We start from the raw sequence: 21,743 nt of genomic DNA, 5'->3' as shown, positions 1-21,743 counted from the left end.
CTTTATCTTCATGGATCATCTATAAAAGGTCTATGCAAAATTTTCTGAATTTTCTGGCTGGTGGGTTTCTGCAATTGTCTTGGTGGCAAGTTGTACTGATTACCCTTGTGCTTACTCATATCACTATTGTGTCGGTGACAGTATTCCTTCACCGTAGTCAGGCCCACCGTGGCTTGGATTTGCATCCGGCAGTGATGCACTTTTTCCGTTTTTGGCTTTGGATGACCACTGGTATGGTTACCAAAGAGTGGGTGGCTATTCACCGTAAACACCACGCGCGTTGCGAACGCGAAGGTGATCCTCACTCGCCTGTAGTATTTGGTTTGGGTATGGTGTTTTTCCGCGGTGCTGAACTGTATCGCTTGGAAGCGACAAACGAAGAAACATTGAAACGCTTTGGTCACGGCACGCCGGATGACTGGATGGAGCGCAATGTGTACTCCAAACATAACCTGCTTGGTATTTTGATCATGCTGGTTATAGATATCCTGCTGTTTGGCCTAGAAGGCTTGGCAGTGTGGGCAGTACAGATGGCATGGATTCCATTCTGGGCCGCTGGTGTAGTGAACGGTTTGGGTCACGCTGTGGGCTACCGTAACTTTGCTAGCCCTGATACCAGCACCAACGTGTTCCCAATCGGGATCATCATTGGTGGCGAAGAGCTGCACAATAACCACCACGCTTATGGTACTTCTGCGAAGTTCTCCAGCAAGTGGTACGAGTTTGACTTGGGCTGGTGCTACATCAGCGTGCTGAAGTTCTTCAAGCTGGCACAAGTAAAAAAAGTGGCTCCTAAGCTGAAACTGGAACCTGAAAGCAACGCATTGGCAGACAGCATTAGCTTGTCTACATTGCAGGGTGTCATTACGCACCGTTACGAAATTTTGGCTCGTTACGCTGACATCATCAGCAATACAGCTAAAGAAGAGTTGGCGCGTTTGAAACCATCCTTAAATGCTGCTGATCCTAATTGCAAATGGAGCTTGCTGAAACGTTGCGGCGACTGGATTGGTCGTGGTGACGAGGTTCTGGATCCAGAACAGCGCGCACAGTTGCAAACCGTGTTGGAAGAAGATACACGCCTGTCTACCGTGGTGCGTATGCAAATGGAACTGTCCCGCATTTGGGAAAGCTCCACCGCATCCAGTGAACAGTTGTTGGCTGATTTGCGCGGCTGGTGCCAGCGTGCACAGCAAAGCGGTATTGAGAGTTTGGAACAATTTGCGCAGCGTCTGCGCCGCTACGCGGCATGATGCATGGCCTGAACCCTCAACAGCAACAGGCAGTCACACAAGCTCCCGTCCATACCTTAGTGTTGGCGGGAGCAGGCAGCGGAAAAACGCGAGTCCTGACTACCCGAATGGCTTGGTTGATGCAAACGCAGCAACTAAGCCCTTTTGCTTTAATGGCGGTAACCTTTACCAATAAAGCAGCTCGCGAGATGCTGACACGTCTGCAAGCGCAGATGCCCATCGATACGCGTGGCATGTGGGTAGGTACCTTTCACGGCTTGTGCAATCGTTTACTGCGCGCGCATCACCGCGACGCCGGATTGCCACAAAGCTTTCAAATTCTAGATAGTGCAGACCAACTGTCTGCGATCAAGCGTCTGATTAAAGCGAGCAATGTGGATGATGAAAAATATCCACCTCGCGATGTGCAGCGCTTTATCAACTCTAGCAAAGAAGATGGCTTCAGGCCGGACGATTTGGATGAGTTTGATCCGCACCAGAAAATGCTGGTGGGTTTGTACCGACAATACCAAGAGCAGTGTGAGCGTGAAGGCGTAGTAGATTTCGCCGAATTGCTGTTGCGCGCCTATGAGCTGCTGCAACGTAATGAGCCTGTACGTAAGCATTACCAGCGACGTTTCCGCCATATTTTGGTGGATGAGTTCCAGGATACCAACCGCTTGCAGTACAAATGGCTGCAACTGTTGGCGGGCGATGGTGCTGCTATTTTTGCTGTGGGTGATGACGACCAGTCCATCTATGCATTCCGCGGTGCTAACGTTGGCAATATGGCCGACTTCGAGCGTCAGTATGCGCATGGTAATGTGATCCGTCTGGAGCAAAACTACCGATCTAGCGCACACATTCTGGATGCGGCGAACGCGCTTATTTCCCAGAATAAGAATCGCCTAGGTAAAAACCTATGGACGGATTCTGGTGAGGGCGAACAGATTAGGGTGTCAGAACAGGCTTCTGATACCTTGGAAGCGCAATGGGTGGTGGATGAGATCCGCGCCTTAATTCGTGATGGCTGGGCCAGAGATCAAATTGCGATTCTGTACCGCAGTAATGCGCAGTCTAGGGTGCTTGAGCATCATCTGTTTAGTTCCGGTATTCCGTACAAAGTATATGGTGGCCAACGCTTCTTTGAGCGTCAGGAAATTAAACACGTATTAGCGTATCTGCGACTCATACATAACCCCTTTGACGACACTTCATGGTTGCGCGTAGTGAATTTTCCTACACGTGGTATTGGTGCTCGTTCGCTGGAAACGCTAGGCGATCACGCCAGACAGTACGGTATTAGCCTGTATCAGGCCGTACCGTACATGAGCGGTAGAGCAGCTAGCAGCTTGCAGGCATTTGTAGAGCTGATTCACCGTTTGGCTAGTGAGGCACAGGTGATCTCGCTACCTGAGCTGATTGAGCTGGTGGTACACGAAAGCGGTTTGCTTACGCATTATCAGGCTGACAGAGAAGGTGCCGAGCGTCTGGAAAACTTGCAAGAGTTAGTCAACGCGGCAACAGTGTTTGAGCAGGAAGAAAACTTTGCTGGTACGCCAGCAGGTCGTATTCCAGAAGCCGTACCAGGTTCAGTGCCTGAAACAGAAAGCGGCTTGCCAGCACTAGCGCCTATGTCAGCATTGGGTGCTTTCTTGACGCACGCCTCGTTAGAGGCGGGTGATAATCAAGCGCAAACCGGTGAAGACGCTATTCAGCTGATGACTACGCACGCAGCTAAAGGTTTGGAGTTTGATGCTGTGTTTGTGACAGGCCTAGAAGAAGGCCTATTCCCGCACGACAACAGCATTGGCGAGCCAGGCGGTTTAGAGGAAGAGCGACGTTTGATGTATGTGGCTATTACTCGTGCACGCAAGCGTTTGTACATTACGCTTGCGCAAAGCCGTATGTTGCATGGCCAAACACGCTATGCCATGCGTTCTCGCTTCCTGGATGAAGTGCCTGCACAGCACATGAAATGGCTGACTCCTCAGGTTCGCGTGCAAGAAAGTGCATCGTCCTCGGGGGCTAGCTGGGGTAGTGGGGCATTTAGACGTGGCTCTAGCTGGCAAGGGCAGCAAGGCAGTAGCATGCGTATGAACACCCCAAACTTTAGCGCTAGTGGCGGCGTAGTAGTGGGCGATAAGCATTTCCGTGTGGGGCAAGGGGTGCGTCACCAGAAGTTTGGTGATGGCACGATTTTGAATCTGAGCGGTAGTGGCAATGATGCGCAGGCGCAAATTCAGTTCCGCGATGCGGGGATGAAAACGTTGGCTTTGGGTATAGCTAAGATCGAGATTATTGCTGGCTGATTGTTGCTGCTAGAGTGGTTTTGAAAAAAGCTTCACATGGGACATCTATGTGAAGCTTTTTTGTGTGCTTTAGACTAGTGCTTCAATCTGCTCTTGCAGTTCTAGCCATTCTTCTTCAAGACTAGCGTGCTTTTGGCTGCACTCACCATGCTCAGCAAGCAGGGCGGGGCGTTGAGCCTTGTAGGCGTCGGTATAGAAGTCAGGGTCGGCAATTAACGCATCCAGTTCTTCTATGCGTGTCGCCAGTTTTTCCATATTGGCTTCGATCTTCTGTACCTGTTTTTCCAGCGGTTTTCGCAAGGTGGCTATACGTTGGCGCTCTTGTGCATCGTTTTTACGCTGCTGACGTCTATCTACGGCAGGGGTATCACTACCATCGCCTTGCTCATTTGCCGCGCTTGAGGATGAGCTCTGACGTTTCTGTAGCCATTCGCGGTAGTCTTCTAAGTCACCATCGAACTCTTGAACTTGGCCATCAGCCACAATCCAGAAGTCATCAACGGTACTACGCAAAAGTTGCCTATCGTGCGAAACAATAATGACGCTACCTTCGTACTCAGCTAGAGCTTGGCTAAGAGCCTCGCGTGTTTCTACGTCCAAGTGGTTGGTTGGTTCATCCAGTAGCAACAAGTTAGGTTTACGCCACACGATGAGCGCCAAAGCTAAACGAGCTTTTTCACCCCCAGAGAAACCGGCGGTGGTATCCATGGCCATGTTGCCACTAAAACCAAAACGACCTAGGTAGTTACGCAGCTCTTGTTCGCGTACTTCGGGGGCAATGCGTTGCAGATGCAGAATGGGGGAGGCGTTCGCATCAATCATGTCCAGCTGGTGCTGGGCAAAGTAACCTACCTCCAAACGGCTGGAGCAAATCAGCTCGCCGGACAAGGGCTTAAGCTCTTGTGCTAGGGTTTTGATCAGGGTGGATTTACCTGCGCCGTTCACACCCAGAATACCAATGCGTGCACCACCGCGTACATCTAGCTTGATTTGCTTCAAGATGATGCGTGGGGCTTTATCAGCCTGCTCGGCTGCATAGCCTAGGTTGGCATCCACTAGTCGCAGTAACGGGTCTGGCATGGACTGTGGTTCTGGTAGATGTATGTCTAGCGTGCTGTCAGTTTTCAGCGGTGCTAGCGACTGCATACGAGCCAACGCTTTGACACGACTTTGCGCTTGTTTGGCTTTGCTGGCTTTAGCTTTGAAGCGGTCAATAAACGCTTGTAGCTTGGCGGTTTCACGGCCTTGACGTTCATGCGCAATACTAAGCTGGCGTGCTTTTTCAGCACGCTGAGTCAGGAAGTCTTGATAGGTACCACGATAGCGCTCTAGCTTCTGGTGATCGAAGTGCAAAATAATGCGTGCGACGGCATCCAGAAACTCGGTATCGTGAGAAATAATCAGCACGGTGCCAGGGTAAGAGCTTAGCCAACGCTCTAACCAGAGCATGGCGTCCAAATCCAAGTGGTTGGTGGGTTCATCCAGCAGCAGCAGATCAGATGGGGCCATCAGTGCGCGGGCCAGCGCCAGACGCATTTGCCAACCACCCGAGAACTCGCCTACAGGGCGCATCCACTGATCGGGCTTAAAGCCTAAACCAGCTAGCAGCTGTTCTGCTCTAGAAGGCGCTGACCATGCGTCTGCTTCGATGAGTAAGGCTTCCAGCTCGGCTATGCGTTCACCCTCAGACTCTTTACAGTCGGCACGTTGTTGTTGCAGCTCACGCAAGTGCGTGTCGCCATCAATAACAAATTCGCGTGCAGGGCGATCTCTATCGTTGATCTCTTGCTCTACGCTGGCCATACGCCAGCTTTCGGGCATGTCTAGTTGGCCGCTATCGGCATCCAGCTCGCCTTTGAGCAGCGCAAATAGTGTGGATTTTCCGGCACCATTACGACCCACAACACCAACACGCTCACCAGGGTGTATGGTGAATTCTGCTTGATCGAGTAGGACTTTGATGCCACGACGTAGGGAAAGATTAGAGGCTCTGATCACGCTTCCAACTGCTCCTTGGTCAGTAGCAAAATTTGGTCTTCTGCGTTTTCAGTGCTGAGCCATACAGGGTCTAAATGAGGGAAGGCTTCGACGAAATTAGCATATTCGTTACCAATTTCTAGTACCAGAATACCGTTGTCAGTGAGGCGTTCTGCTGCACCCTCAATAATGCGACGCACCAACACCATGCCGTCGTCACCACCAGCGAGCGCTAGTCTAGGCTCGTGCAGGTACTCTTCAGGTAGAGCTTGCATGGAGTCTTCATTTACGTAGGGAGGATTGCTGATAATCAGCTGGTAGCGGCTAGGAGGCAAGGCTTCGTATAAGTCGCCTTGAAACAACTGCAAGCGATCTTCTAGCTCGTACTCTTGTACGTTCTCTTGAGCGATCGCCAAGGCATCGGGTGATAGGTCTACTGCATCCACCAAGGCGTTCTCAAACATGTTTGCAGCAATGATGGCTAAACAGCCACTACCAGTGCAGAGATCCAAGACACTGCTGATGTCTTCAGGCTCTTCTATCCACGGGGTGAGCTGTTGCATCAGTAGTTCGGATATGGGTGAGCGTGGCACGATGCAGCGCTGATCTACTTTGAATTTATAGCCCTGCAGCCATGCTTCACCAGTCAGGTACGCTGCGGGTAAACGTTCGGAGCAACGACGTGCAACCATGTCTATGCAACGTTGACGTTCTTGCTTGGTGAGGCGGCAGTCAAGAAAAGGCTCTAGCGTATCTGGAGGCAAGTTCAGACTGAACAGCACTAAATACACGGCTTCATCCCACGCGTTATCGCTACCGTGGCCGAAGCTGAGTTGGTGGGCATTGAACTGACTTACTGACCAGCGTAATACATCGCGCAGGGTACGTAGTTCGTCTACCGCGTTATGGCAGTGTTCTGTGAAAGAGGAATGTGACACTATCGATCCTAGAATAGGGCAGGCCAATGCACCCTTATAGCTAAGGGTGAGGCTAAAACTGACAATGCCTTATTGTACTGGCTCTAGGCTATAGATCAGGAAGAAAAACGTGCGGGTAACAGCTTTTCTAGTGGCAGGCGTTGCACAATCAGTGCAGACAATAGCGAGACCACCAGTGCCCCCAACATATCAAAGGGAAAGTGCACGCCTAAGTAAATGCGTGCCCACGCTACCAGTGCTGACATAAAGAGAATCATGCTACCTGTGGCGCGCGTAACGCTGATTAAAAGCAGTGGGAATCCCGTCGCTAAAACTAAGGTCATGTGAATGCTAGGGAAGGATGAGGTAGCCGCATGTTCCGTTAAGGTGCGTCCTAAACCCATCACAAAGGGGCGGGCGTGTTCCATGTTGTAGCGGAACAGGTAGGCGACGGTAAGGGCTAAAACCAGCGTGCAGCCTACGCGCAGAATAATAAGGGGAGCTTGTTTGGGATGCATTGGTAACGTGAGTAGCGCTAACAATGCGGCGATGATCAAGGGCCATTCAGCTAAAAAACGTGCGCTGTCTATAAGCCATAACGGGGCATCAGCACTGGCATTGATCCATAAAAATAGTTTTTGATTAAACGCTTCCACAACAAACAACCTTTTTGTAACGCAACTGCAATAATCCTAAATTATACGCATGAGACAATCTGGTGCTTGATGGATGTTGCAAGATGTTACGTTACCCCTGTTTTGCGATGATCTCGTTACAATCTATAACGGTGGACTATGTTGTCCTAGGTATAGCGAGAGCAGGGGAATCACAATGCAGCAGGTGTTGCGCGGACTAAAGTCGTTAGCAGGGCCTTTTCAATCTTTTGTGATCGCCGATGCACCGGAGCAGCCGTTGCCGCTATTTAAAGAATGGCTGCAGGCTGCTATTGATGTTGGTATTGCAGAAGCGCATGCGATGACGCTTTCTACGGTAGATGATCAGGGTATGCCGGATGCTAGGGTTTTGATCCTCAAAAATCTAGATGAGCACGGTTGGTACTTTGCTACCACGCGACGCAGCCCTAAATCTCAACAGGTGGAGGCGACCCATAAGGTGGCCTTAACCTTTTATTGGCAGCCTTTGGGTAGGCAGGTGCGTATACGAGGTGAGGCGATCGCTGCGTCTGCGCAGGTATGTCAAAGCGATTTTCAAGAGCGTCCAGTGGGTTCCAGGGCAGGTGCGTTATTAGGACGCCAAAGTGATGTGCTGTTGAATGAGCAGGATCTAATTGATGGGCTAGCACAGCAACGACAGCGAGTGGAGCAAGATCCTACGTTATCCAACCCGGATTGGGTGGTGTATAGGGTAGCAGCCCATGAGGTGGAGTTCTGGCAGGGCGATATCCAGCGTAATCATGGGCGTTTACGTTACAGACGTTCAGAGCCTACAGGCGACGTTTGGATAAAAGAGCGTTTATGGCCGTGAGCAGAAACTGATCAGGCAAGTTGAGAGCCGCATAGATGCTATGTTGGCGCAATGCATTCAACGGTTTCCCCCAGCGTTATGCACAGCGGATGGGGATAACTACGCAGCATGTATGAAAAAGGTAAGGCTATGAATGTCGATGCATTGGAAGCAATGCTGAAAAAAGGAATGGATACGCCTTTGTTGCGTTTCGGTTTGGGTAAGGCGTATTTGGATCAGCAGGATACTGCCCTAGCTATAGAACATTTACAGCAATGTGTGACACAGGATCCACAGTACTCGGCTGCATGGCAAATACTAGGGCAAGCCTATTTAGATTCAGGCGATATAGAGCTTGCTAGTCAGACATGGGAAAAAGGCATATCGGTGGCGCAAGCCAAAGGCGATAAGCAAGCCGAAAAAATCATGCAGGTTTTTTTACGCCGTGTAGATAAGTTGCGTAAGACAGAATAAGTACATGGCCCGAGTAGGGCTACAGTAGCAAAGTAGTAGCAGGTAGTATGGCAGAACGGAAAAAATCAGGAGTATCGCGTGCCGCCCCTAAGCGTCGCGCATCGCAGGACGCAAGTCAGGGTGGGCTGAGTAAGTTTTGGCGCACGGTAAGCCTAACAGCGATAGCTGTATTCAGTATCAGTAGTGTGCTTTGGCATGCTGATGGCAGATACCTTAAAGACGAGTTGGTGCAAAAGTGGGCTGAGTTGCAGACCATGTTCCAACCGGTAGAGGAGGCTGACTACACGCCAGAGACACCTAATGTCTCGCAACATGTACAGACTTCTTTTTCTCAGTGTACCCAGATGTTTCCTGGGCCGCGCCCCATTGTGCCCAATGGCGAGAAACTGCGCGAGCTGTGTTTTAGTGCTTTTGCGATTTTGCATAATGGGCAAACTAAAACCCCTGTATTCGTTGCACAGCGCTTGAATAGGCAGATGATCAATCGTGCCAAGGGTCAGGCGCGTACGGATAGGTTCTACGAAGAGGCGCGTTTACCTCGTGTGGAGCGAGCCAAACTTGATGATTACAGACGCTCAGGGTATTCACGCGGTCATATGGCGCCAGCAGGTGATATGCATGATGCCGATGCGATGGCACAAAGCTTTTCGCTGGCCAATATGGTGCCTCAGAATCAGCGCCATAATGCGGGAGCATGGAGCCGCATTGAAAGTGATACGCGCAAATACGTGAGCCGGGCACAAGGTGATGTTTACGTGTTCACAGGGCCTTACTATGCCAACCAACAAAACGTTGTAGGGGATGGACGTGTAGTGGTGCCTACACATCTGTATAAAGTGGTTTACGATGCCACAACAGGGCGTTCATGGGTGCATTGGCATGAGAATAAACCGGAAACTAAAGTGGGCCCGCCCATTAGTTATGCCGAGTTTGTACAACGAACAGGGCTGCATTTACTGCCTCAGGTACTACCTTCCCAGTAGTGAAGGCTCAGCTTTGGTAACACACTCTTAAGTTAGCAGTATGCTGGATGTGGCACACTAGAGGAGTGCCTTATCGAGGGAGAATATAAGCAATGAAAAAACTACAATTGGCGATGGTCGTTGTGCTATCCAGTTTGGCCTATTCCGCTTCGGCGCAGAATTATGGCTGTGATCGTAAGATGCAGTCGTTGGAAACACAACTGAACTATGCCAAGCAGCATGGAAATGTGCATCGCCAACGCGGTTTGGAACGAGCCATAGCCAATGTGCAAACACATTGCTCTGATGCGTATTTGTTGCGCGACCTGCAAGAAGAAATTGATGATCAACAAGAAGATATAGACGATATTCTTGAAGAGATTCAGGAAAAGCAGGCTGAGGGGCGCGTAGATAAAGTAGAGCGACTGCAGCGTAAGTTAGAGCGTAAACGCCAGAAATTAGCAGACTTACAAGCCGAGATGGAAGACTTGCAATCTATGCCTCATGCAGAGGGGCGTCATCCTTCACGCTAAGCTGTACATGTTAAAAAGGCCTGTAACCGTTGTGGTTACAGGCCTTTTTTCTTAGTGTGTGGTTTTCTTGGGGGCGGAACCATCTTGTTTGCCCAATACCGCTCTTGATAATTCAATTGTTTCCTTGATACGGGATTTCATTGTTTTTCTGGCGGTATCAGGTAAGGAATAGCGGTCGGAGATTTCGTCAGCAATGGCATACAGCAGGTTTAGTGTTTCTTGTGCTTGGCCTGTTTTGGCAGCAAACATTGCTAAGTGTGCGGACAACAGTGCTTGGTCAGCGAGCGCAATGCCCAGTAGCGTTTGATGATCTTGGGTGGAGGTGGTTTGACTCATGAGTATTCCGAAAAATCAGGGCAGGGCCTGCTGCTTGAAATAAGGCATTTTAGCAGGTTGAAATAAGGCTGTAGTAGTGCTGTTGGTGTGTAAAATGCAGAGCATTACCACTGTATATAAAGAATTGAACAAGGAGCAGGGATGAATATTGCAAAAACAGTAAAAGTGATTGCTATCGCCATGCCATTGCTGGCTTTGGCAGCATGTAAAACGGTGCCGTTGACGCCAGAGCAAGAGGCTCAACTGCAAAGTGAGGAATGTGCTGCGCCTGCTTTCCAATATTTAGTGGGTACGCCAGCACTAAGTTTAAATCCAGAAACATTACCACCTATGACGCGTGTGATTTATCCTTATTCGGCTGTTACCATGGATTTTAATCCTATGCGTTTAAATATCTATGTGAATGACGAGGGCTTTGTGACGCGTTTAGCCTGCGGTTAATGTAGCTGTATGACCCAGCCTATGAAGCGTTAAGGTTGAATGTGGTTACGAAGAAAAGCCCATTTTTGCTGTTGTAGTAGTAAAGGTAAATGGTATTCTGGGCGTTACAGCAGCAAGGAGATTGTATGAAGTGGGTGAGTAACATGCTTGTAGTGGCCGGATGTATGGCCAGTTTTCCAGTAGGTGCGCAGGCTGAGGCACAGCGTTATAGCGTAGGTGATTTAGAAGTAAGAGCGGACAGCATTGAGGTGCTGGAGCCTACGCTATTGCATGCTAAAGGTAATGTGGTCATTACCCAAGGTAACTCAGAAATTACAACAGATGAGGCGCAGATTAAAGTGCCTGCTAAGTCTGATCTGTTTGATGCATCTATCTTGAAAGGCAAAACAGCCATGGATGGTGAGATTAAACTCTATAAAGAGGGTTTTTTACCAATGAACTCATCACAAGGCGAAACCTATTGGTGGAATCCCGATAAAAAAGTATGCCTAAATACTAAAGTCGAATCTGGCTATTATGTAGACCTGACACAAGTCGACAATAGTGAATGTGATACATAAATAGCTTATAAAACAAAATATTAAGTATGAATAAGGCGTAGCAATTTGCTACGCCTTATTTTTTTGCTTACAAACAGATAAATAATAAAGATTGCTAAAGAGATCAATAGAAATTCATTCAATGTTAGAAAGGAATAATGATAAGCATTGAACGATATTTTTGTAATCAATGCGTAAAAACATATACAGCAAGCACTAGCTTCCACTATTTAAATTCTGAATTTAACGCGGAGTAGTTATGGACACCTACAAGCCCTATGAGCATCCAGCGGGTGGCTGGGATGCGCTTAAAGCTATGGAAGCAGCATTACTGAAGCAGGATATTCCCGCTGAAGGAATGCGGATTCTATCCAAGATGAATCAGCATGATGGTTTTGACTGCCCTGGTTGTGGGTGGGCAGACCCTAAACAAACATCCAAGTTTGAGTACTGTGAGAACGGTGGTAAAGCGATTGCGTGGGAGTCCACCAAAAAACGGTGCACTCCCGAGTTTTTTGCGCAGCATACCGTGACCGAGTTGGCGACATGGGATGATTATGATTTGGAAATGGTGGGGCGTTTGACGCACCCCATGCAATACGACGCACAAAGCGACAGTTATAAGGCTGTGAGTTGGGATGCGGCATTTGCTTTGGTGGCATCGCATTTGCAGGCGTTAGATAACCCAAATCAGGCGGAGTTCTATACCTCGGGTCGAGCGTCAAACGAAGCAGCGTATCTGTTCCAGTTATTTGCACGTGAGTACGGTACCAATAACTTTCCCGACTGCTCCAATATGTGTCACGAACCTACTAGCGTAGGCTTGCCACAGTCTATAGGCGTAGGTAAAGGTACGGTGCTGCTTGAGGATTTTGATAAAACAGAATGCATTTTTATCTTTGGTCAAAACCCAGGCACCAATAGTCCACGCATGATGACATCATTGCGTAATGCCGCCAGACGTGGCGCAACCATCATGTCATTTAACCCCTTTAGAGAGCGAGCTCTAGAACGTTTTCAAGCACCACAAGATCCAGTGGAAATGGCTACCTTTAGTTCCACGCCAATTTCCTCAAGACTGTTTCAGGTCAAAGTGGGTGGCGATGTGGCGGCAATCAAAGGCATCATTAAATGTTTGCTGGCGATGGATAAACAGGCCAAAGCAAATAATCAACCAGCCGTATTGGACTGGACATTTATTAATGGTCATACCAGCGGCTTTGAAGAGATGGCTGCCGATGTAGAAGGCACTGATTGGGCAGATATAGAACGGGTGTCTGGTTTGTCGCAAGCCGATTTGAAAGTGGCTGCCGAGGCGTATGCTAAGGCGAATAGCGCGATCTTAGTGTATGGCATGGGGATTACTCAGCACCGACACGGTACGCATAATGTACGTCAGGTGGCGAACTTGGCGTTGTTGCGCGGTAATGTAGGTAAAGAGGGGGCGGGTATCTGTCCGGTGCGAGGCCACTCTAATGTGCAGGGCGATCGTACGGTAGGTATTACCGAAATTCCCGCAAAAGATTTTTTGGATAGGTTGCAGGCACATTACGGTTTTGAGCCGCCTCGTGAGCCAGGCCATAACGTGGTGTCGGCGTTAGAAGCGATGGTGCGTGGTGAAAGCCGTGTGTTTATAGGCTTGGGTGGAAACTTCTCGGTAGCGATTCCTGATTGGGATCAGACGCAGGAGGCCATGCGCAAGTTGAATCTCACCGTACATATTTCTACTAAGCTAAATCGCAGTCACTTAGTACATGGTAAAGATGCCCTGATTCTGCCCTGTTTAGGGCGCACCGAGCGCGATGAGCAGGAAACCGGTTTGCAAGCCATGACGGTGGAAGACTCCATGTCCATGGTGCACGCAACCAAGGGTTCGTTTGAGCCTGCATCGGAACATTTGCGTAGTGAGCCCGCCATTGTGGCTGGCATGGCCAAAGCGTCCTTGGGGGCAAAGTCCAAAGTGAAATGGGAGTATCTGATCGCTGATTACTCACGCATACGTGATGATATTGAGGCGGTTTTTCCTGCATTGTTTCAAGCCTATAACCAGCGCATTCAACAGCCTGGTGGCTTTCACTTGCCCTCTGCGGCGCGTGAGCGTGTGTGGTCTACTAGCACAGGTAAAGCTAACTTTTTGATTAGCGAAGGGCTGTGCGAAGATACGCAGCAATCCGATCCTGACGTATTGTGGCTGTCTACAGTACGCAGTCATGACCAGTACAACACGACGCTGTACTCACACTCAGATCGTTATAGAGGGATACATAATGCGAGGGATGTGCTGTTTATTAACGAGAACGAGATTGCGCGATTAGGTTTCAAGTCCGGTGATAGGGTGGACTTAGTGACTAACTCTACCGATGGATTGGAGCGCCGCGTGAATAACTTCCAGATTGTGGCATATCCGTTTCCTGATGGTAGTTGTGCCGCATATTACCCAGAAACTAACCCGTTGGTACCGTTGTACGATCACGATCCACAAAGCAATACGCCCGCTTCAAAAGGCGTGCCCATACGCTTAGTGAAATCGGCGTAATTCATTCGCCAGAAGGTGTGTCATCAAGTGGTGACAGACCTTCTGTGCGACCTGTGCCAAGCGGTGTATGATAAAAATTGGTCTTAATCAGGAGCGTATATGAATATCAGTACCCGCAATAAATTGTCTGGCACCGTTAAAGAGATTCATACTGGTGCAGTGAATGACGAGATTGTCATTGCTGTGTCTCCCGCACTTAATGTGGTTGCCATCATTACCGATAACAGCACCAAAAGTCTGGGCTTGAAAGTAGGTTCTAACGTGGTTGCTCTGATTAAGGCATCGTCTATTGCTTTGGCAACCAATGTGGATGATTTGCTGTTCTCAGCGCGCAATCAATGCAAAGGCACAGTGACGGCGCTGCATAAAGGTGCAGTGAATTCCGAAGTACAAATGAACGCTGGGCAGGGCGTTACGCTCAGTGCGGTGATTACGAATACTAGCGTAGATGAGTTGGGCATTGCTGTGGGTTCGGCGGTCACTGCTATCTTCAAAGCATCCAGCGTAATTGTCGCGGCTAAAAAAGCCTAAGCATTACGACGGCGGTTCTGGTCTGTCCATAGGTCAGAAAGCGTATACGAAATGGTGATGCGCTAAGAAAGTGTGTGGCGTGACAGTATTGTTTTTGTCACGCCACACTTTATATGGAAAGAATGTAAAGCAATGATAAATCAATGGCTTGTTCGTGGTGGTGGGGCGAGTTTGGTTGATTTGTTAATATCTTTTGATATAATGTCAAGTACACCTCGTGTTTTGGTGTTGTATTTGTCCTCATACATGCTATCCATCAGGAGCACGTCATGCCTGAACTATCAGGTCCTCGAATAGGGCTGGGTCAGGCTAGTGATGGCATGCGCTAACTGTGACTGTATTGCAGACCAGACTGCGCATTAACTCTGGCCTGACTCTTTTCCTGCTCACGCTTATATTTTTAGCGAAACGCTAAGGGTTTTTTGTTGCCCAAGGCTTTATATGTACCCGTTGTTTGAGTGGGTACAAAGGAGAAGAATCATGATTAAAAAAATCTCTTTCAATACATTTCGTCCCTCCGCTCTACGTAAAGTGAGCGCACTTTCTTTGGGACTGAAAAAACGTCGCACAACCTCTACACAAGCTGTGCGTACTACCAATCATCAACCCATGTTTGGTTTATTGATTAACGACCATACTCGTTAATCCGCATTAGAACAGGCGCCTGCATGGCGCCTGTTTTGTTAGCAGCCTAGGCGAAGCGCGTTATACTAATCCCTTAACGTATTGCTACCAAAGGGTATTGTGCGTATTTCTCATAGTTCTTCTCAAGCACCTTTCATGATGTCTCTCTGGAGACGTTGTGTATGCGTGTTTTTGGGGATTATGTTGGCGCTGTCCGCTGTGGGAGTGCCAACGGCTGTAGCATTATCTGCTGAGCCTGCATTAGCATCGCCACACGCTTCACACCAAAGTCCTGATGCGCCGTGTTCAGATTGCACGCCGGACGAGCACGCCGCCTTATGCGAAGCACAGGCATGTACTAGCATGATGTGCAATTTGCACAGAGGGGCTGTGTCTTCAGCTTCTTTCTTCCCGCTTAACCTTAGCCACGAGCAGTCATCCGTGCTTAGGCCGGTTTCTGTATCTGCTTTCTATTGCCCTGATCTACCGCCCCCGCGATAGCGTTTGTCTTTTCCCAGATTAAATCTATGTATTTTTCATCGTGGCATGAAGGCCATGGTGACTCTAGGAGTTTTAGATGAAACGCAGACATGTATTGAAGGCAACCGCTGCTAGCCTGTTGCTGGCCCATCCTGTAGTACGCGCACAGATGATGAACCATCAGGAAATGATGGGACAGCCTCATCGAATGGGGGCAGGCAACGCAATGCCCGCTATGAGGGATGGCATGATGATGCATGGATCAGGGCGAAATTTACTGCCTGTAGATCGCATGCCGTCAGGGTTACCGCTTGAGGCTTTGCCTAAGCTCGTGAATCAAGCCTCACAAGCAGGCGTGTTTAAAGCCACTATTGAGGCTGCGCCCACCACACTGACGGTGGCTGCACGCAAACCTACCGAGTTTTGGCTGTATAACGGTCAATTGCCTGGACCTCAGATAGAGGCGTATGAGGGTGATGAAGTAGAAATTACGTTCATCAATAACCTGCCTGAAACCTCTACTATTCATTGGCATGGCATGCCTGTGCCGTCAGATCAAGATGGTAATCCTCAGAATGGTGTGGCCCCAGGCGCACAGCGTGTGTACAAGTTCCGACTACCCGAGGGTAGTGCCGGCACGTATTGGTATCACCCGCATCCACACGGTAAAACTGCTATGCAAGTGGCACGAGGCTTGGCTGGTACCTTTGTGGTCAAAGCTAAAAATGATCCGTTAAAAGATCTGACTGAACAGCACTGGATGATTTCAGATTTACGTTTGGATCAGCAAGTGGGCATCCCACCGAACACGATGATGGACTGGATGGATGGTAGAGAAGGCCAGTTTGTGCTCATTAATGGACAGCGTGATCCAGCCATTACCGTGAGTACCCGAACCCGTATACGTATTTGGAACAACTGTGCGGCTCGCTATTTGCAATTAGCCGTACCAGGATGTCAGTGGCAGTTGTTGGGTACGGATGGCGGTTTGTTAGAGCATGCTCAGCCTCCCACTGATACATTGTTTTTAGCACCTGCTGAACGAGTGGAAGTGCTGTTGCTGGCACCAGCTGATATGCAGGTTGAGCTGATTAGTCGCTACTACGATAGGTCGAAGATGATGATGCGTGACGATCCTAGCGATATAACGTTGGCGCACCTTAGTGTGAAAAAAGAAGCACCAGTATCGCTGCCCGACCGGTTGAGGACGTTTGCCGAGTTGGGGTTGCCCGTTGCAACAAAGCATGTGGAGTTCAGTGAGCACGAGATGCCGCATAACATGGGGCAGGGTATGTCTAATGGCATGATGAAAAACATGTTTCTCGTGAATGGCAAGAGCTTTGAGATGGATCGTGTTGATCTACGTAGCCGTGTGGGCGATGTGGAGGAGTGGCGCATCTTTAATAACTCTCACATGGATCACCCCTTCCATTTGCATGGCACGCAGTTCATGGTGACAGCACGAGAAAGTAATGGGAGAAAACAGCCTGAGCCATTCAAAGCGTGGCGTGACACGGTGAATTTGCGCCCGTACGAGACGGTGACATTCTTGGTGAAACAAGACATGTCTGGTTTGCGTATGTTTCACTGCCATATTCTGGAACATGAGGACTTAGGTATGATGGCTAATTTATTGGTTGAATAAGCGGTTTTAGCCTTCTGAAGTACTGCACGCCTTAGGGCGTGCTTTTTTTTACCCCTATTTGCTTACATATTGTTTCTTCAATGCTATTGCTATTAGGAGTTGTCTTAGATTTTTGTCGTTTCTTAGTTACTAAAATAGCTACTCCTATCAGGGATAAGCCTGATTTGTAAGGTGTTTTGGCGTTTGTTCATGTCTTGAAGTTAGCGTTATAGGCCCTAAATTACAAATGGACATCAGGTGTGATCTTTTGAACCACATTATTTAGTAACTGGGTATATCAAATGAAAGCAAAAACATATTTTTCAGCAATAGCGGCTACTGTACTAATGACTATGGGTGCTACACCTGCAGTAGGCCAGGAATACGGAAGAATTGATTTTGTGGGTTCTATCGTTAATCAGGGGTGCGGAACAGCTAACCATACCTACAGCGCTTATAGTGCTCGTAATAAGTTGAACTTTGATTTACAACTGAATGACTGCCTCAGCGACATACAGAGCGTGGTCAGCGTTTCTATTGATGCCGTAGACAAAGAGGGTGAAAAACTGGGCGTGACGATTAATGCACAGTCATCCGCAGTAGATGTAGTGGTAGGCCCTAGCCCCTACGCTACAAGTCAGTTGGCCGAACAATCAAAATTTTATTTAGGTGGTGAAGGCAAAGCTAAACCATTGGATATTAAGTACCGTGACGCTGCTGGCCAAGTGAACAGCAACACAGAAGATAAAGCGTACGTGATCGTTAACCTAAGCTACGTATAAGACAGCAGCAAAATAGGGGGCGCTTTTATGGCATTTAAGAAAAACGTCATAAAAGCGTAACCCCCCTGACATACGCACTCTCTACCATGTCGACATTGCAAGACTTTTCTTGCCAGAAAAGGATGAACCACAATGTCGGCAATTCAGGTACAGGCGCTGAATAAGACCTTTCATACTAAGAAAGTACTAACAGCTCTTGATCTCTCTATTCCCCGCGGTGCCATGGTGGCGCTGATTGGAGCTTCAGGCTCGGGGAAATCTACACTATTGCGCCATTTAGCAGGTTTGACCAAAGCAGACTCCGGGCAGGATTGCCGCGTAGAGGTGCTGGGACAAACCATGCAGAGCAACGGCATCTTAAGCCGTGATGTTCGCCGTTTGCGCGCCAATATTGGTTACGTATTCCAGCAATTCAATTTAGTAGGACGCTTAAGCGTACTGCAGAACGTGCTTTTAGGCTGTTTGGGCCGTATGCCCAGACTGCGCGGCACTCTGGGCTTATTTAGCCAAGAGGATAAAGAGCGTGCGTTGCAGGCGTTGGAGCGTGTGGGCCTGCTGGAACATGCATACAGACGTGCTTCCACTCTGTCGGGTGGTCAACAACAGCGCGTGGCCATTGCTCGCACACTCTGTCAGCAGGCAGATGTGATCTTGGCTGATGAACCTATTGCTTCTCTAGACCCTGAATCCGCACGCAAAGTGATGGAAAGTCTGCGTCGAATTAATCAACAAGACGGCAAAACCGTCATTGTGACGCTGCATCAGGTCGACTACGCCGTGAAATATTGCCGCCATGCCATCGCTCTTAAAGATGGCGTGAAGCACTTCGACGGCCCGGTATCTGAGCTGAGCAATAGCTTCTTAAACAAACTCTACGGTTCCAGCATGGAATCTAGTTTTATCGCAGAAAAAAGCACTGAAGAAGAGAGTGCTCCTTTTTTGAATTTTGTCGCTGCCTGATTTTTACTGTACGCAGGAAATGAACATGAAATCTATCGTGAAAACGTTTGCTACAACGGCCTTGTTTAGTGCGTTGGCCATGGGGTCGGCTATTGCTGAAGAAGTGAAAGAGTTGAACTTCGGCATTATCTCTACAGAGTCTTCTCAAAACCTGAAGCAACTGTGGGAGCCCTTCTTGGAAGATATGTCCGAGCAGACTGGCTACAAAGTAAATGCTTTCTTCTCTTCTGACTATGCCGGCATTATCCAAGGCATGCGTTTCGACAAAGTAGATGTGGCCTGGTATGGCAATAAATCTGCGATGGAAGCAGTTGACCGCGCTAACGGTGAGGTGATCTTCCAAACTACCAATGCTGACGGTACTAAAGGCTACTACAGCTTGTTGATTGCACACAAAGACAGCCCAATCAACAGCGTAGAAGACATGCTGGCAAATGCTGGCAGCCTGACATTCGGTAATGGTGACCCAAACTCTACATCGGGTTTCTTGGTACCTAGCTACTACGTGTTTGCACAGAACAACGTTGATCCTAAACAGATTTTCAAACGTACGCTGAATGCCAACCACGAAGTAAATGCGTTGTCGGTAGCCAATAAACAGGTAGATGTTGCCACCAACAACACGGAAGCTACTGTACGTCTACAAGCTGTGAATCCAGAAAAAGCCTCTCAAATTAAAGAGATCTGGCGCTCCCCATTGATCCCTGCGGATCCAATCGTATGGCGTAACAACTTGCCAGAAGATGCCAAAGTAAAAATCACTGCTTTCTTTGAAAACTACGGTGACAAACCTGAAGAAGCACAAGTGTTGGAAAACTTGGCGTGGGGCAAATTTGAAAAATCCAGCAACGATCAGTTGATTCCTATTCGTCAGTTGGAACTGTTCAAAACACGTACACAAGTTGCTAACGACAGCAGTCTAAGCGAAGCCGAAAAAGCTGAAAAACTGAAAGCGGTAGATGATCAGTTAGCAGCCTTAGCTAGCCAAGCTAAATCGTAATTTCAGGTACACAGAGCATGACGACACTTGTTTCGCAAACAGTATTACTCAAGCCCAAAAAGAATTGGTATCTGAGTCTATTTGGCTGGGGACTGTTTCTAGCGTTTCTAGCGTGGTCCTGGGAGGGGGCGGAGATGGCCCCTCTCAAGCTCTGGAAAGATGCGGACAACATGAAGCAGTTTGCCGCAGACTTCTTTCCCCCCGACTTCACGGATCTGAGCTACTACCTGCGTGAAATGCTGGTAACGGTACAGATTGCAGTGTGGGGTACGGTGCTGGCGGTTATCGCCGGCGTACCGTTAGGGCTGATGTCTTCTTCCAATATTGTGCCTTGGTGGGTTTACCAACCTGTGCGTCGACTAATGGATGCATTGCGCTCCATTAACGAGATGGTATTTGCCATGTTGTTTGTGGTGGCAGTGGGCTTGGGACCTTTTGCAGGGGCGTTAGCGTTGTTCATGGGCACGACCGGTGTGCTGGCAAAGCTTTTCGCAGAGGCGGTTGAGGCCATTGATCACGGACCTATTGAAGGTATACGCGCCAGTGGTGCGAGCGCCTTACAGGAAATTATTTACGGTGTGATTCCGCAGGTATTACCTCTGTGGATTTCCTATGTGTTGTATCGCTTCGAGTCCAATGTGCGCTCTGCCACGGTAGTAGGCATGGTAGGGGCCGGTGGGATTGGGGTGATGCTGTGGGAAGCCATTCGAGGTTTTCAATTCACGCAGAGTGCCGCCATTTTGTTGATCATCATCGTTGTGGTGAGTGTGATTGACATGATCTCGCAGCGTCTCCGACGTTTGTTTACCTGATCACACAGGAGAAGGCAGGAAACTGCCTTTTACGTTACATGAACTTGTCTAGACAGGATGGCCCCATTTACCAGCAAATCGCGGCCGTATTGCGAGCAGAGCTGGGACGGTATCAGCCAGGGGATTTTCTCCCTAGTGAGATGCGCTTAGCAGAGCGATTCCAGGTGAACAGGCATACCGTGCGTGGTGCGTTACAGGTGCTGGAACAAGAGTCTTGCATCTTGCGTATCAAAGGTAAAGGCGCGCAGATATTGGGAAGTTTGTTGTCGTACCCTTTATCGCAGAGCAGTGCGTACAGCAGTTGGTTTGAAGCGAATGGCCACAACGTACGTACGTGTTTAGTGGCAAAACGCTCAAGGTTGGCAACGGCTGTAGAAGTAGAGCACTTGGCGCTGCAAGACGGTGATGCCGTATTGGAATACAAAACTTTGCGGTTTTTGGAAGGTGAGGCAGTGAGCTTGATTAGTCATTGTTTTGCATTGCGACACCAACTGATGCTGGAGCAGTACCAAAGCGGTTCTATGCGGGATCACTTGCGCAGTTATGGCCACGAATTAGAGCGTGTGTTCAGTGCAATCGGCGCTCGTTTGCCTAACGTAGATGAGGCTGCCCGCTTGCGTATGGCCGTGAATCAACCGGTATTGACCGTAGAAACCTTGTCTAGAGATCAACATGGACACCCCATAGAGCTGGCGTTCACCGTCAGCCGATCAGATCGTTTCCGTTATCACGTAGTGATGTGAGCATGAGGATAGTAGGAAGAAAATGGAACAGAACACAGTAAGTACACGACAGCACTGGATGAAAGTGTTGTCACGAGCAGGTAAGGCTCTGCTGCCATTTCAAGAGCAGTTGTTAGCCACACCACACGAGTTTATTCGCGCCCCCGAAACCGGCATGGTGATGGTACGTGGCCGAGCAGGCGGTACCGGTATGGCGTTTAACGTCGGGGAAACCACCGTTAGCCGTTGCGTAGTGCGTTTGAGTAATGGTTGTGAAGGCTACAGCTATGTGCTGGGTCGCAATATGTTGGTCGCAAAGTTAGCCGCCATTGCGGATGCCTTATTGCAAGGCGAGCAACAAGCACATTGGTTGAGCACACTGATTCAGCCTTTAGAGCAAGCGCAGCAACAGGCGCGTCATGCGCATCAACAGGATGTGGCTACATCCAAAGTCGATTTCTTCACCATGGTACGAGGAGACTAGG

22 protein-coding genes are annotated in these 21,743 nt (G+C 49.0%); 18 read left to right on the top strand and 4 right to left on the bottom strand.

What is annotated here, in order from left to right:
* Nucleotides 1–32: 32 nt before the first annotated feature.
* Nucleotides 33–1,253, top strand: coding sequence for a DesA family fatty acid desaturase (locus AC3QL0_RS10380; RefSeq protein ID WP_493008420.1), 1,221 nt, complete (start codon nt 33–35; stop codon nt 1,251–1,253).
* Nucleotides 1,250–3,544, top strand: coding sequence for a UvrD-helicase domain-containing protein (locus AC3QL0_RS10375; RefSeq protein WP_493008419.1), 2,295 nt, complete (start codon nt 1,250–1,252; stop codon nt 3,542–3,544). Before AC3QL0_RS10380 ends, AC3QL0_RS10375 begins: the two co-directional genes overlap by 4 nt.
* 69 nt (nt 3,545–3,613) lie before the next feature.
* Here AC3QL0_RS10375 and AC3QL0_RS10370 read toward each other — a convergent pair whose 3' ends face one another.
* The 3 genes from AC3QL0_RS10370 to AC3QL0_RS10360 all read right to left on the bottom strand — a co-directional run bounded on the left by AC3QL0_RS10370 (nt 3,614) and on the right by AC3QL0_RS10360 (nt 7,094).
* Entirely contained in the window at nt 3,614–5,542 is a 1,929-nt protein-coding gene (locus AC3QL0_RS10370; protein ID WP_493008418.1) for an ABC-F family ATP-binding cassette domain-containing protein, read from the bottom strand.
* On the bottom strand, nt 5,539–6,459 hold the full coding sequence (prmB, locus tag AC3QL0_RS10365; RefSeq protein ID WP_493008417.1) for a 50S ribosomal protein L3 N(5)-glutamine methyltransferase: 921 nt from the start codon (nt 6,457–6,459) through the stop codon (nt 5,539–5,541). The genes AC3QL0_RS10370 and prmB overlap by 4 nt, the downstream gene beginning before the upstream one ends.
* 95 nt (nt 6,460–6,554) lie before the next feature.
* The gene (locus AC3QL0_RS10360) at nt 6,555–7,094 is read right to left on the bottom strand and encodes a phosphatase PAP2 family protein (protein WP_493008416.1); all 540 of its coding nucleotides are present in this window, start codon (nt 7,092–7,094) and stop codon (nt 6,555–6,557) included.
* Between the two features lie 175 nt (nt 7,095–7,269).
* Here AC3QL0_RS10360 and AC3QL0_RS10355 point away from each other — a divergent pair, with 175 nt between their 5' ends.
* From AC3QL0_RS10355 to AC3QL0_RS10340, 4 genes are all read left to right on the top strand, one after another.
* Nucleotides 7,270–7,923, top strand: a complete 654-nt coding sequence (locus AC3QL0_RS10355; protein ID WP_493008415.1) for a pyridoxine/pyridoxamine 5'-phosphate oxidase — start codon at nt 7,270–7,272, stop codon at nt 7,921–7,923.
* A 129-nt stretch (nt 7,924–8,052) separates the two neighbouring features.
* A complete protein-coding gene (locus AC3QL0_RS10350) occupies nt 8,053–8,376 on the top strand; it encodes a tetratricopeptide repeat protein (RefSeq protein WP_493008414.1) in 324 nt (107 codons plus the stop codon).
* 47 nt (nt 8,377–8,423) lie between these two features.
* On the top strand, nt 8,424–9,359 hold the full coding sequence (locus tag AC3QL0_RS10345; protein WP_493008413.1) for a DNA/RNA non-specific endonuclease: 936 nt from the start codon (nt 8,424–8,426) through the stop codon (nt 9,357–9,359).
* A gap of 92 nt (nt 9,360–9,451) precedes the next feature.
* Nucleotides 9,452–9,871 (top strand): DUF1090 domain-containing protein, encoded by a 420-nt coding sequence (locus AC3QL0_RS10340; protein ID WP_493008412.1) that lies wholly within the window; start codon nt 9,452–9,454, stop codon nt 9,869–9,871.
* 51 nt (nt 9,872–9,922) lie between these two features.
* On the opposite strand, the gene AC3QL0_RS10335 is transcribed toward AC3QL0_RS10340, so the two are convergent.
* Complete coding sequence (locus AC3QL0_RS10335; RefSeq protein WP_493008411.1) at nt 9,923–10,207, bottom strand: hypothetical protein; 285 nt, start codon at nt 10,205–10,207, stop codon at nt 9,923–9,925.
* Between the two features lie 141 nt (nt 10,208–10,348).
* Here AC3QL0_RS10335 and AC3QL0_RS10330 point away from each other — a divergent pair, with 141 nt between their 5' ends.
* The 12 genes from AC3QL0_RS10330 (at nt 10,349) to phnG (ending at nt 21,742) form a co-directional block, all read left to right on the top strand.
* Nucleotides 10,349–10,648 (top strand): I78 family peptidase inhibitor, encoded by a 300-nt coding sequence (locus AC3QL0_RS10330; protein WP_493008410.1) that lies wholly within the window; start codon nt 10,349–10,351, stop codon nt 10,646–10,648.
* A gap of 125 nt (nt 10,649–10,773) precedes the next feature.
* Nucleotides 10,774–11,208 carry an LptA/OstA family protein gene (locus AC3QL0_RS10325; protein ID WP_493008409.1) on the top strand — a complete coding sequence of 145 codons (435 nt, stop codon included), beginning with the start codon at nt 10,774–10,776 and terminating at the stop codon, nt 11,206–11,208.
* A 238-nt stretch (nt 11,209–11,446) separates the two neighbouring features.
* On the top strand, nt 11,447–13,723 hold the full coding sequence (locus AC3QL0_RS10320) for an FdhF/YdeP family oxidoreductase (protein ID WP_493008408.1): 2,277 nt from the start codon (nt 11,447–11,449) through the stop codon (nt 13,721–13,723).
* A 99-nt stretch (nt 13,724–13,822) separates the two neighbouring features.
* On the top strand, nt 13,823–14,254 hold the full coding sequence (locus tag AC3QL0_RS10315) for a TOBE domain-containing protein (RefSeq protein ID WP_493008407.1): 432 nt from the start codon (nt 13,823–13,825) through the stop codon (nt 14,252–14,254).
* 480 nt (nt 14,255–14,734) lie between these two features.
* Nucleotides 14,735–14,899, top strand: coding sequence for a hypothetical protein (locus AC3QL0_RS10310; protein ID WP_493008406.1), 165 nt, complete (start codon nt 14,735–14,737; stop codon nt 14,897–14,899).
* A gap of 556 nt (nt 14,900–15,455) precedes the next feature.
* The gene (locus AC3QL0_RS10305) at nt 15,456–17,003 is read left to right on the top strand and encodes a multicopper oxidase family protein (protein ID WP_493008405.1); all 1,548 of its coding nucleotides are present in this window, start codon (nt 15,456–15,458) and stop codon (nt 17,001–17,003) included.
* A 281-nt stretch (nt 17,004–17,284) separates the two neighbouring features.
* Nucleotides 17,285–17,764, top strand: a complete 480-nt coding sequence (locus tag AC3QL0_RS10300; protein ID WP_493008404.1) for a hypothetical protein — start codon at nt 17,285–17,287, stop codon at nt 17,762–17,764.
* Between the two features lie 132 nt (nt 17,765–17,896).
* Nucleotides 17,897–18,724: a phosphonate ABC transporter ATP-binding protein gene (phnC, locus tag AC3QL0_RS10295; protein WP_493008403.1), complete on the top strand. Its 828-nt coding sequence runs from the start codon at nt 17,897–17,899 to the stop codon at nt 18,722–18,724.
* Nucleotides 18,725–18,749: 25 nt separating this feature from the next.
* The gene (phnD, locus tag AC3QL0_RS10290) at nt 18,750–19,724 is read left to right on the top strand and encodes a phosphonate ABC transporter substrate-binding protein (protein ID WP_493008402.1); all 975 of its coding nucleotides are present in this window, start codon (nt 18,750–18,752) and stop codon (nt 19,722–19,724) included.
* Between the two features lie 17 nt (nt 19,725–19,741).
* Nucleotides 19,742–20,536 carry a phosphonate ABC transporter, permease protein PhnE gene (phnE, locus tag AC3QL0_RS10285; RefSeq protein ID WP_493008401.1) on the top strand — a complete coding sequence of 265 codons (795 nt, stop codon included), beginning with the start codon at nt 19,742–19,744 and terminating at the stop codon, nt 20,534–20,536.
* A gap of 38 nt (nt 20,537–20,574) precedes the next feature.
* Nucleotides 20,575–21,279 carry a GntR family transcriptional regulator gene (locus AC3QL0_RS10280; RefSeq protein WP_493008400.1) on the top strand — a complete coding sequence of 235 codons (705 nt, stop codon included), beginning with the start codon at nt 20,575–20,577 and terminating at the stop codon, nt 21,277–21,279.
* 22 nt (nt 21,280–21,301) lie between these two features.
* Nucleotides 21,302–21,742 (top strand): phosphonate C-P lyase system protein PhnG, encoded by a 441-nt coding sequence (gene phnG / locus AC3QL0_RS10275; protein ID WP_493008399.1) that lies wholly within the window; start codon nt 21,302–21,304, stop codon nt 21,740–21,742.
* The last annotated feature ends 1 nt before the right edge of the window (nt 21,743 follow it).

Source organism: Paenalcaligenes sp. GW821-LYS-B07-1 (assembly GCF_058803365.1).
The sequence above is the reverse complement of the archived record's forward strand: the minus strand, read 5'-3'. Positions and strand labels throughout refer to the sequence as shown.